Source organism: Roseiarcus sp., assembly GCF_052145395.1.
Taxonomy (GTDB): Bacteria; Pseudomonadota; Alphaproteobacteria; order Rhizobiales; family Beijerinckiaceae; genus Roseiarcus.
Map to the genome: position 1 here is coordinate 1 of NZ_JBKQOT010000840.1, position 11,335 is coordinate 11,335.

Here is an 11,335-nt window from a genome sequence, read left to right on the forward strand (position 1 = left end):
ATTTCAGCCGCGAACGGTTATGATGGTGCGACCGCGCCGCAGCGCCCCGGGCGGCGGCGCGATTCGAAGGAAACGGGAGCCTCATGCCCACAATCGCCTTGGTCGACGATGACCGCAACATTCTCACCTCCGTCTCGCTGTCGCTGGAAGCGGAGGGCTATCGGATCCAGACCTATACCGACGGCGCGACCGCTCTCGAAGGGCTGAAATCGAACCCGCCCGACCTGGCGATTTTCGACATCAAAATGCCGCGCATGGACGGAATGGAGCTGCTTCGCCGTCTGCGGCAGAAGTCGGACCTTCCGGTCATATTCCTCACCTCGAAGGACGAGGAGATCGACGAGTTGTTCGGCCTCAAGATGGGCGCCGACGATTTCATCCGAAAACCGTTCTCGCAGCGCCTCCTAGTCGAACGGGTCAAAGCGATTCTGCGACGCTCCAGTCCAAAGGATGCGGCGACCCAAAAAGAGACCGAAGCCAAGATCCTGGAGCGCGGCCGACTCAAGATGGACCCCGAGCGCCACACCTGCACCTGGGACGGCACGCCGGTCACGCTGACGGTGACGGAATTCCTGATCCTTCAGGCGCTCGCCACCCGCCCGGGCGTGGTGAAGAGCCGCAATGCACTGATGGACGCGGCCTATGACGACCAAGTCTACGTCGATGACCGCACGATCGACAGCCACATCAAGCGCCTGCGGAAGAAGTTCAAGGTCGTCGAGCCGGAATTCGAAATGATCGAGACGCTGTACGGCGTCGGCTATCGGTTCAAGGAAGGATAGGCGGCTCAGCCGGGCTCATGACCGCAGGAGTCAGTCGCGAACGGACCGTCGCCGGCTCGCCGCAGCGGAGCCGCCGGCAATGGCTGCGTGCGCGGTCGCGTTTTGTCTGGCGTTTCCTGACCGGACGCTTTTCCTCGTCCCTCACCCGCCGGATCGTGGTGCTGAACCTGGGCGGCCTGGTCGTGCTGATGATCGGGTTCCTGCTGCTCAATCAGTTCCGCGCGGACATCATCGCGGCGCGCGAGCAAAGTCTGACCACTCAGGCGGATATCATCGCGGCGGCGGTCGCAGCATCCGCCGGCGTCGATACCGACGCGATCACCATCGATCCGGACAAACTCTTGCAGCTCGCGCCAGGACAGACTGCCGCCCCTTCACAGAGCGATGAGGAGTCGATCCAGTTTTCCATCAACCCGGAACGCGTCGGGCCGGTTCTTCATCGCCTCGTCACGCCGACCCATACACGCGCGCGCATCTATGACAGCGACGGCAGGCTGCTGCTGGATTCGCGTTCGCTTTCGGCGCACGGCGTCGTGGTCCGTTCCGACCTTCCCGACTCCGCCGAGCGGCGCGGCCTCATCGACCGGCTTGCCGGGGCGGTTCGGAACTTCTTTGCGGCGCCCTCGGCGCCACGTCCGGAGAACCCCTGGCTCGTCGACGGTAAGACTGTCCCGGAGGTGTCCGCAGCGCTGAAAGGCAGAACCGAAAGCGCCACCCGCATCAATAACGAGGGCGAGACTGTGGTATCGGTCGCGGTTCCTATCCAATACATGATGGCGACGCGCGGCGTGCTCCAGCTCTCCACCCAGGGCGGAGACATCGACCGCGTCATCGCCTCGGAGCGCTGGGCGATCTTCCGCTTCTTCGTCGTGCTCGCGTCGGTCATGCTCATTTTGTCGCTGTCCCTCGCCAACACCATTGCGGAGCCGGTGCGACGGCTTGCGACCGCCGCCGAGCGGGTCCGGCGCGGGATCCGCTCTCGGCAGCAAATCCCCGACTTCACTTCCCGAACTGACGAGATCGGACATCTCTCGCGGGCATTGCGGGAAATGACCATGGCGCTGTACAGCCGCCTCGACGCCATCGAAAGCTTCGCCGCCGATGTCGCCCATGAATTGAAGAACCCGCTCACCTCGCTGCGCAGCGCCCTCGAGACCTTGCCCCGGGTGAACACGGGTCAATCGCGCGACCGGTTGATCGCGGTGATGCAGCATGACGTCAGGCGCCTCGACAGGTTGATCTCTGACATTTCCGACGCTTCGCGCCTCGATGCGGAGCTTGCCCGCGGCGAGGCCAATCCCGTCGACGTCGCGGCCCTCCTGCGAACGGTCGTGTTGATGGCGCAGGATTCGCCGCGCGCCAACGGGACTCGGATCATGCTTTCGATCGAGGCGAGACGCGGCCGTCATCCCGAGGCCTTTTTGGTGCTCGGTCACGACTCACGCCTCGCACAGGTTGTGACGAACCTGATCGACAACGCCTGCTCTTTCTCCGAACAAGGCGGAAGCGTTCGGGTCACCCTTGCGAGGCCGGCGACATCGTCCGGAGATGAGGCGCCGAACGAACGGGTCGTCATCACGGTTGACGACGACGGGCCGGGCATTCCTCCCCACGCCCTCGAACGAATTTTCGAGCGCTTCTACACCGATCGTCCAAGTCAGGGGTTTGGCCAGAATTCCGGCCTTGGCCTTTCGATCTCGAGACAGATCGTCGAGGCGCACGGCGGACGGATCTGGGCCGCGAACCGGCAAGCCGAGGCCAAGTCCGGGACGGGCCTCGGCGAAGCTGAAGAGTCCGTGCGCCACGGCGTGGGCGCGCGATTCGTGGTTGAATTGCCGGCCTATTCCCCATGACCGGCGATGCAAGCCTCGGAATCGGCATTCACGCCACGGCGGTCGTGTATGGTGAAAGCGGCGTCGTCATCCTCGGGGCTTCGGGATCTGGCAAGAGCGCGCTCGCGCTGGCCCTGCTGGCTCGGGCGAGGCTTAAGGGACGGTTCGGAGCTCTGATCGGCGACGATCGGGTCTGGGTTCGCGCAGCCGGCGGCCGGCTGATCGCGTCTGGCGCGCCGCACATGGCCGGGCTTGTCGAACGCCGAGCAGCCGGAGTGCAGTCGGCGCCGAGCGAACCGATCGCGGTGATCAGGCTCGTCGTCGAACTGAGCGGACTGAGCCGAAGCTGGCCGCGCTGGCCGCCCGAGCCGGACGAAACAACGCTCGGCGGCGTTGGCATGCCGAGGCTTGCGCTGAACTCCAGCGCCAGCGCCGCCGATCACGCGATGTCGGTCGATCAGCAGTTAGACGCACTCGACGGTGAGAGAGGCGAAAGACGCGGAATTTCGCTTGAACATTGCGCCGCAGTGCACAAAAATAAGAAGCTTGCGACTTTGCGGATGGCCTCAACGACGCCGGAGGCCCGAGCCGGACGAGTGATGGATATTTGATGATCGGAATGGTCCTTGTGACCCATGGCCAGCTTGCAACTGGCTTTCGGGCGGCCCTTGAGCACGTCGTGGGACCGCAGTCTCAGCTTGAGACCATCACGATCGGCCCCGACGACGACATGGAGCAGCGGCGCTCCGACATCCTCAACGCGGCCTCCCGAGTTCAGGACGGCGCGGGAGTGGTCATCCTGACCGACATGTTCGGCGGCACGCCCTCCAATCTGGCGATTTCCGTCATGGACGGCGGCCGGATCGAAGTGATCTGCGGCGTCAATCTCCCGATGCTGATCAAATTGGCGACGATGCGGGACACGTCCGATCTCGACCATGCGGTCGTTGAGGCTCGCGAGGCTGGACGGAAGTACATCACGATCGCCAGCAAGGTTCTCGCCGGAAAATGAAGGACCTGAATTCCGACGATTGCGACCCGTTCCTCCCCGAGTTTCCCGGAGCATTGTCCCGGGAGATGAAGATCGTCAATCGCAAGGGCCTGCATGCCCGGGCCACCGCGAAGTTCGTTCAGTGCGTCGACCGATACGACGCCGACATCAAAGTGACGCGCTGCGGAGAGACCGTCGGCGGCGATTCCATTATGGGGATCCTGACGCTCGGCGCCGGCCTTGGTTCGACCATCACGGTTTCGGCGTCGGGCGCCGAAGCGCAAGAGGCGCTCGACGCCCTCACGGAACTGGTGGCCGGCCGCTTCGGCGAAGACGAATGACGGCCGAATAGGGCCGTCCGCGAGCTTCACATGCGAAAATCCTCGCCAAGATAGAAGCGCCGGACGTCCGGATGGGCGATGATCGCGTCCGGCGGCCCCTCCGTCAGCACGTGGCCGCTGTGGATGATGTAGGCCCTGTCGATCAACCCGAGCGTTTCGCGGACATTGTGGTCGGTGATCAGGACCCCAATGCCGCGGCCCTTTAAATGGCGCACCAGATCCTGAATGTCGCCGACCGCAATCGGATCGATGCCTGCGAAGGGCTCGTCGAGCAGCATGAAGGACGGCTTGCCCGCGAGGGCGCGCGCAATTTCGCAGCGCCGGCGCTCGCCGCCGGAGAGCGCAATCGACGGCGCCTTCCTCAGGCGCGCGATGTCGAACTCGTCGAGAAGCGATTCCAGCGTCGCCTCGCGCGCGGCGCGATCGGACTCGTTGACCTCGAGCACGGCCCGGATGTTGTCCTCGACATTGAGGCCGCGGAAAATCGAAGCCTCCTGCGGCAGATAGCCGATCCCGAGCCGCGCCCGCTGGAACATCGGCAAGGCGGTCACATCATGGCCGTCGAGTTCGATCGTTCCCTTGTCCGGGGTCACAAGGCCCATGATCATGTAAAAAACGGTGGTTTTCCCGGCGCCGTTCGGGCCGAGCAGGCCGACCGCCTCGCCCCGTCGCACGGATATGCTGACGTCCTCGACCACCATCCGGCCCCGATATCCCTTGCCGAGATGGTGGACCGCAAGCTGACCCTGCCCCTCGGCGGCCCTCCTGGCTGCGCTGTCTGACGGCGTCGGCCCCCTCGCGGCGAGCCGTCGGGATCGGCGCGCGTCTGCTTCCTCGCGCAAAAGGTCGTCGGTCACGGGAATGCGCTCGCGTTGGTCTGCTCAGGCGGCCGAGGCTGTTCCGGCATCGGGGCCCCTTATTTAGGCTTCGCCGGTTCGGCGCCGCTGCTCGGCGTGAACTGCCCATGAACCCGCCCGGACTTGTTGGTGTCGATCGTGGCCTGGGCGGTCTTGAGGTCGTAGGTCAGCTTGTCGCCCTTGGTGACGTTCTGGCCGTCGCTCAAGGTGACATGGCCGATCAGGAACACCTTGTCCTGCATCTTGTCGTAGGTTGCGTTGTCGCCGGTGGCGACCTGCGTCTTGGAAACGACCGTCACCGGTCCCGCCGCCTCGAGCCGCTTGATGCCCGAGTTCTGCGACGGCCCCTGCCCGCCCGCAGGCGCGGTCGCCCCTTTCGCGTCCGCCTCCTGGGTGTTTGCGGCCGGGGTCGGCGCGCGATCGAGATAGACCGTCATCACCGAACAGGTCATCTTGGTGTCGCCCTGAATGACGACGACGTTCCCCGAGTAGATGGCCTTCTGCTCCTTGTCGAAATAGACAAGCTTGTCGGCGTCGATTGAGATGGGCTCCTTCGAGCCCGTTCCCGGAAGAATCTGAATCGGGCTCGACGTTTGCGGCGGGGGGCTTGTCGGTTTGGTCGCCGCCTCGGCCCCCAGCGCGCCGAGCGCCAGCGCAAAAGCCAGAAGACGCGTCCCGATCAGAAGGGCGCGGGCGTCGATCATGGATTGGCCCTCTTCGTCTCAGCCTCGACGGGAGCCTCGCCCCGCGGAATCATGTTGGTCCTGACCCGCCCTTCGAAGATCAGCTCCTGGCCGTTGTTCTGGGCCGTCGCACGGTCGGCGACAACGGTCGTGCCGTCGTCCATGTGAACCTCGACCGGCTCGTCGCTGCGATAGAGGCCCGTCTTAAAGTCGATATCCACGCTCCGCAACCGCACCTCGAAGCGGGCGTTGTCGATCTTGACGTTCCCGCTCATCTTCATCCGTTGGGCGACGCTGTCGTAGACCCCGGCGTCCGCCGTCAGGCGCGTCGTCTCGCCCCCGGTCATTCCCATATCCCCAACAAGATTCTGCAGTTCTGCGACGGTCGGATGCTTCATGTCCTGCAGCGCCCGTTCAGCGGTGAGGACATACGGCTGCCCGTCGCTGCGAAATCCCGCGAGCCGCGGCTTGGCCATTGCGATCTTGGTCCCATCGAGCGACACGTTGGAAAAGCTCAGCGAGCCGAACTTCGGCCCGAACGGGTCGAAGACGGCGATCGCGGTCATCCCGGCCACCGCGCCAAAGACGCCCGCGAGGATCGCCCAGCGCAGAAACCGCACGCGCGCCGAGCGCCGCCTCGCGGCCGCGAACAGCCGCTCCCGATCGGGCGGCGGCGACATCGCCACCCGCCGCGCCCCAACGCGCCCTCCGGCGACCGCCGCGCGCTCCATGCTTTCGGCGCTCGCCGTCATCGCCTCGACTGCCCCATTGATCCCAAATGGCCTATCACAGGATGCGGAAGAAGACGACTTCGGTGGCGAAGTTAAGGCCGTCCGCCCTGTCGTTGCGTTCCCAACCTTTTGCGCGTCCGTTTCGAGCGCTTTCAACGGGGTTGCCGCGCGATTGCCCGCCCTCCGAATTCGTCCGGCGGTTCTGGCAGCGCTTGAACGATTTCAGTGGCTTCGGCGCCGAAAACGGTCACTTTATCCGATTCGGAAACGACGCCGCGTCCAGTTTGGCCGCACGCCTCCTTCGCCCGCGCGACCGGCCGGGCGAGACTTTTCTGTTAATCACAATGATGATATCGTGGTAGCCTGATTTTTGCAATCTTTTGTCCGCAACGCGTATGCTTTAGCGACGAGTTCTGTCAGGCTGACCGCCTGCATTGCGTCCCGGGGCGTTTTGCGCTTTATGCCGTCGAGGCGCGCCCCTATAGGGCCGGTAGCTCAATGGTTAGAGCCGGCCGCTCAAAACGGTCAGGTTTCAGGTTCGAGTCCTGCCCGGCCCATCAGCGCCCGCAAGGACTTTCCGGGGTTTACCGATCTGTCCGTTTCCGGCCCCACCGTTTCACCCACCGATAGCTCGTTGACCGCATCCGATCGCCAAGGGCGATTCGGTCAGGCGCTCCCTGATTGCCCGCGCAAGTTTTTTACTATTGTGCCAAGTCTAGGATTGCGTCCATCGGCTCGATTATCGAGTACCCTGAATTAGACTGGAGAAAGAAGTCCTCAGAACCTTCTCGTAGCGGAACGAATTGGGAAACAACACCAATTACTCGAAGTTTTATCATAAATTATCTTGTTCAATTTCAATAACTGGGCCACCACTATTCCCCCGATATGACGCAGAATCGAGAATAATTGTCTTATTCTTATCATTTACACCGGCAATTAGTCCGCGCCGCAGTAGGGGCTGCAATAAGTCAAGCTGTGCGGTCGAAACGTCTAGCGCCAAAGACCGAGGATAACCATACACAATCGTGTCATTACCGACTAGAACATCTGCGTATCGCTTAATTAAATCAACGGTAGCCGTACGCATGTTGGCGGATTTCTCGCTAGATACTATAAATCCCTCGTAAAACTGCAAATACGTCGATTGCGGCCGTGCTGCGCTGTCATTGGCAGGTGGATGCACTGCTTGCCCGGTCGGCCCGCTCGGTTGTTGAGTGGGCTGGGGGTTTACACCCGGTTGCTCGGTCGGAGCTGCGTTCGGTTCCCCGGTCGGCTGCGCAGTGGTGACCGTGTAAGCGAGTTTCACAACCGCAACATCTCTATCAGGAGATAGTTTTATCAACCCTTGCGCATTTAAATTGGTATATGCTGCGGTGTCATAAATTCGATCCTCTTGTACAATTCTGCTAGAATACGACATGCATTTCAACGTTATTGGTATAAATGGCTGCCCGTTGAATGGCGGTGGAATTAATACGTGCTTTGCGGTCACGAGATAAGTGATACCGTCTTTTGATAGGTAGAAACCGGAACCGAAGCTCTGAGCGCCAGTCTGGGATTCAACTGTGATTAGGACAGGATAAAGGAGGTTATCGTCGGGAATCGCCCGGCGCGCATTGGCGGTTCCGTTCACGAGCAGCGAGGCAGTGCCAATTAGCACCGAGCGACGAGAAAGATCGTACAGAGAATATTTCAACGCCGGTCTCCCCGCTGTGGGTCATATCCGCCGAAATTGTAGCAGACATCCGCGAAATGAACACTGTTCCCCGCTGCTGTTGATGGCCTGTGGTCAGCGAGGGCGGGCGCAGCCCGTACACGCTGCCCACAGGGCCAATGTCGCCTGGTTTGGCGGCGGCGCCGGTGATCGGCCCCTTGGCGCCGGGGCAGCGCTGAAGGGTGGTGCGCAAGCGTAAAGTCGTTCTGCGCCTGCTGCGCGGTGAGAGCGCCGAACTGCTTTCCCGTGAACTCGGCCTGCCGATCTTTAAAGCAGGGTCGGCTCCTTGGGCTGATCCGCAGTCGGAACTGCGGGCCGCGTCGGAAGCCGCTCGATTTCCTGCCCTGCGCGTTCCCCGGCGACGCGGATGTCATAGGCGCTTTGGAGATTGAGCCAGAACTGCGCGCTCGTGCCGAACCAGTGCCCGAGACGCAGGGCGGTGTCGCCTGTAATGCCACGGCGGCCATGGATGATCTGCGTCACGCGGTTGGGCGGGACGTTGATCTGGCGCGAAAGCTCGGTCGGCGTGACGCCAAGTTCGGCCAGCTCGTCGGCTAGGATTTCTCCGGGGTGGATGGCGGGGCGCGGCATGGTTCAAACTCCCTTCAGTGGTAGTCCACGATTTCGACGTTCGACGGGCCTGTCGCGTCATGGGGCCACTCGAAGCAAATTCGCCACTGCATGTTGAAGCGAATGCTGTACTGCCCTGCCCGGTCGCCTTTCAGGGCCTCGAGGCGGTTGCTGGGGAGGCCCCGCAGATCCTCAAGGCCCGTCGCGGCGTCCAGAATTTCGAGACGCTTGTAAGCCTGCCGGCCGAAACCCTGAAACTCCCGGACAAATTCGCCGCGCGAAAAAGCTTCGGTCCGTTTGTCACCGTAGCTGAGGATCATGCACTCACGATAAAATTTTTATGTTTTACGTCAAGCGTAAAAAATTGGCTCTGAGAAAGCCTTTAGCGCGCGGAACAGGCATCCCTTGCGCGTCCAGTCCCTTGGCCATGCGTCCCACGTTCCGCAGGGCCTCGCCCGCTAACTCATTCAGTATCGGAACGGTATCGATTGACGGTGAACAAACATTCGCGACCGATTCCGATCGAGCCGGTCTGGTTGCAGGTTCGAGTCCTGCCCGGCCCACCAACGTCTCGGGACTTTCCGCGGATTCGCTGCGCTCTTTCCCGGATGGATCACCGCCAGCCTGACGCTCGCCGAGCCTGCCATCTTTCTGAGACCGTGACGCCGAGTCTCTCCAGCAACGACGGATGACGATTGGCGAGAGGGCGAGTTTCCTCGTCGAGGCCCCTGCGCCGCTCGCTCGGGTCCGGAAACGGAATGACCGCTGCTTCAGGCGGCGGCTGTGTTTGGACCTCCGTGGGCCCATCGAGCGGACGCGCCCGGACTGCGTCTGGAACCGCTTCGGCGCCGGGTCGGGAAGCTGGATCGGCTCGAGATTGACCGGGTTCGATCCCGGTTGCTCGATCGATGCCCGTCGCGACCACAGACACGCGGATGGCTTCGCCGAGAGCGGCGTCAAACGTCGCGCCGACGATAATATTAGCTTCATCGTTGACCTCCTCGCGGATCCGGCTCGCGGCTTCGTCCAGCTCGTAGAGCGTCAGATCCCTGCTCCCGGTGATCGAGACCAGCACGCCGCGGGCGCCTTGCATCGAGGTCTGGTCGAGCAGCGGATTGGCGATCGCGGCTTCGGCGGCGCGCAGCGCGCGGCGCTCTCCTGTCGCTTCCCCGGCCCCGATCATCGCGATCCCCGCCTCGCTCATAATCGAGCAGACGTCGGCGAAGTCGAGGTTGACCAGGCCTTCCTTCAGCATGAGGTCGGTGATGCAGGCGACGCCTGAACAAAGGACCTGGTCGGCCATCGCGAAGGCGTCGGCGAAGGTCGTCTTTTCGCTGGCGACGCGAAACAGGTTCTGGTTCGGGATGACGATGAGGGTGTCGACCGCCTTCTGCATCTCGGCGATGCCGGCCTCTGCGACCCTCATGCGCCGGCCGCTTTCGAAATGGAACGGCTTGGTGACGACGCCGACGGTAAGGATGCCCATTTCACGGGCCGCCCTGGCGATGACGGGGGCTGCGCCCGTGCCGGTGCCGCCACCCATGCCGGCCGTAAGGAAAACCATGTGCGCGCCGGCAAGGTGATCGCGGATCTCCTCCAACGTCTCCTCGGCCGCCGCCTTGCCGATCTCGGGTTTCGATCCGGCGCCGAGGCCTTCCGTCACCTGGAGGCCAATCTGAATAACCCGGTCGGCGCGCGACGAGACGAGAGCCTGCGCATCGGTGTTGGCGACGATGAAGTCGACCCCGGTGAGACCCGAGACGATCATGTTGTTGACCGAATTGCCGCCGGCGCCGCCGACGCCGCACACCATGATGCGGGGCTTCAGTTCCTTCAATCGGGGACCCTCGAAATGAATCGGCATGCCTTGCCTCTCCTGCTGGGCGTCCGCGACGCCGTTTCTCGCCCCCGCGGGTGGCTGACGGGCCGGCCCGCGAGGAAACCGCTCGTCAGCCCCCGCCAACCCTTGACGCAGGTCTGGCTCGCCCGGCCCGACACAGCGTCGGACTGGAGTCTTGACCATCATGGTTAATGATTGGTTTCTTTCAGACTTCGTGACTGCAAGGCGCATCCGAGAACTGCACACGGCCAATCCGGCCGCGGCGCTGAACTGCTGCCGGATGTTCCTTCACGACGGCCCTATGGCCTCTTGAATGGCAATCGAGGCGCTGTCCGTCATCCGAACCGCCTGCTTTGAGGTTTGACGCCTTCTCCGGCGCCACGACGAAAAACAACTGATTCGGAATGATGAAACCGTTCTCACGACGACGGAGCCTGTGCGCGCTGCTCGGGCGCATACCAGTCGAGCTTTTCGCGCAACGTGACGACCGTGCCGAGGATGACGATCGACGGACCTCGTAAAGCCGCCGCAGCAGCCTCCGCCGCCAGGGTTCCGAGGGTTGCGGCGACGACGCGCTGGTTGGGCCGGGTGGCGTTGTCGACGATCGCGGCCGGAAGGTCCGGGCTCGCCCCGTGTTCGATGAACGCGCGCGTCAGCGGCTCGAGATTGCGCAGCCCCATGTAGATCGCCACCGTCTGTCGCGGTTGGATGAGCGCGGACCAGTCGAGGTCGATTCGCCCGTCCTTTCCATGGCCGGTCACGAATACACAGGCCTGGGCGTGATCCCGGTGGGTGAGCGGAATGCCGGCGTAGGACGAGGCGCCGATGGCGGCCGTCACGCCCGGGCAGACCTGGAAGGGAATCCCATGCTCGGCCAGCGTCTCGATCTCCTCGCCGCCGCGGCCGAACAGGAACGGGTCGCCGCCCTTGAGGCGCAGCACGCGGCAGCCCTCCCGGGCGAGGCGCACCATGAGCGCGCTGATCTCCTCCT

Annotated in this window: 12 protein-coding genes, 1 tRNA gene and 1 pseudogene; 6 read left to right on the plus strand and 8 right to left on the minus strand. The window is 63.1% G+C overall.

The genetic code is table 11. The features are described from left to right. Window positions 1–83 precede the first annotated feature (83 nt). Genes ACLP25_RS29200 through ACLP25_RS29220 form a run of 5 tightly spaced genes read left to right on the plus strand, consistent with a single transcriptional unit; the run spans window position 84 to window position 3,946 of the window. Window positions 84–782 (plus strand): response regulator transcription factor, encoded by a 699-nt coding sequence (locus tag ACLP25_RS29200; RefSeq protein WP_442472596.1) that lies wholly within the window; start codon window positions 84–86, stop codon window positions 780–782. Between the two features lie 17 nt (window positions 783–799). Continuing rightward, the gene (locus tag ACLP25_RS29205; protein WP_442472597.1) at window positions 800–2,635 is read left to right on the plus strand and encodes a stimulus-sensing domain-containing protein; all 1,836 of its coding nucleotides are present in this window, start codon (window positions 800–802) and stop codon (window positions 2,633–2,635) included. Next, window positions 2,632–3,225: an HPr kinase/phosphorylase gene (locus ACLP25_RS29210; RefSeq protein ID WP_442472598.1), complete on the plus strand. Its 594-nt coding sequence runs from the start codon at window positions 2,632–2,634 to the stop codon at window positions 3,223–3,225. Before ACLP25_RS29205 ends, ACLP25_RS29210 begins: the two co-directional genes overlap by 4 nt. Beyond that, a complete protein-coding gene (locus tag ACLP25_RS29215; RefSeq protein ID WP_442472599.1) occupies window positions 3,225–3,626 on the plus strand; it encodes a PTS sugar transporter subunit IIA in 402 nt (133 codons plus the stop codon). Before ACLP25_RS29210 ends, ACLP25_RS29215 begins: the two co-directional genes overlap by 1 nt. Further along, window positions 3,623–3,946, plus strand: a complete 324-nt coding sequence (locus ACLP25_RS29220; protein WP_442472600.1) for an HPr family phosphocarrier protein — start codon at window positions 3,623–3,625, stop codon at window positions 3,944–3,946. Before ACLP25_RS29215 ends, ACLP25_RS29220 begins: the two co-directional genes overlap by 4 nt. A 26-nt stretch (window positions 3,947–3,972) precedes the next feature. Here ACLP25_RS29220 and lptB read toward each other — a convergent pair whose 3' ends face one another. The 3 genes from lptB to lptC form a co-directional block, all read right to left on the minus strand. After that, a complete protein-coding gene (lptB, locus tag ACLP25_RS29225) occupies window positions 3,973–4,788 on the minus strand; it encodes an LPS export ABC transporter ATP-binding protein (RefSeq protein WP_442472607.1) in 816 nt (271 codons plus the stop codon). Between the two features lie 74 nt (window positions 4,789–4,862). After that, window positions 4,863–5,507, minus strand: a complete 645-nt coding sequence (locus ACLP25_RS29230) for an LptA/OstA family protein (RefSeq protein ID WP_442472601.1) — start codon at window positions 5,505–5,507, stop codon at window positions 4,863–4,865. Next, window positions 5,504–6,238 carry an LPS export ABC transporter periplasmic protein LptC gene (gene lptC / locus ACLP25_RS29235; RefSeq protein WP_442472602.1) on the minus strand — a complete coding sequence of 245 codons (735 nt, stop codon included), beginning with the start codon at window positions 6,236–6,238 and terminating at the stop codon, window positions 5,504–5,506. Before lptC ends, ACLP25_RS29230 begins: the two co-directional genes overlap by 4 nt. Before the next feature lie 463 nt (window positions 6,239–6,701). On the opposite strand from lptC, the gene ACLP25_RS29240 reads away from it, so the two are divergent. Further along, window positions 6,702–6,774, plus strand: a tRNA-Leu gene (locus ACLP25_RS29240). A gap of 278 nt (window positions 6,775–7,052) precedes the next feature. Here the strand turns inward: ACLP25_RS29240 and ACLP25_RS29245 are convergent. The 5 genes and pseudogenes from ACLP25_RS29245 to cobA all read right to left on the minus strand — a co-directional run. Further along, window positions 7,053–7,916, minus strand: a complete 864-nt coding sequence (locus tag ACLP25_RS29245; RefSeq protein WP_442472603.1) for a PT domain-containing protein — start codon at window positions 7,914–7,916, stop codon at window positions 7,053–7,055. Window positions 7,917–8,201: 285 nt separating this feature from the next. Continuing rightward, window positions 8,202–8,525, minus strand: coding sequence for a HigA family addiction module antitoxin (locus tag ACLP25_RS29250; protein WP_442472604.1), 324 nt, complete (start codon window positions 8,523–8,525; stop codon window positions 8,202–8,204). A 14-nt stretch (window positions 8,526–8,539) separates the two neighbouring features. Beyond that, on the minus strand, window positions 8,540–8,824 hold the full coding sequence (locus ACLP25_RS29255; protein WP_442472605.1) for a type II toxin-antitoxin system RelE/ParE family toxin: 285 nt from the start codon (window positions 8,822–8,824) through the stop codon (window positions 8,540–8,542). A 577-nt stretch (window positions 8,825–9,401) separates the two neighbouring features. After that, a pseudogene (ftsZ, locus tag ACLP25_RS29260) lies at window positions 9,402–10,368 on the minus strand (cell division protein FtsZ); the annotation flags it as partial. A 395-nt stretch (window positions 10,369–10,763) separates the two neighbouring features. Then, window positions 10,764–11,335 (minus strand): uroporphyrinogen-III C-methyltransferase (gene cobA / locus ACLP25_RS29265; RefSeq protein WP_442472606.1); only part of this gene is annotated, 572 nt, incomplete at its 5' end.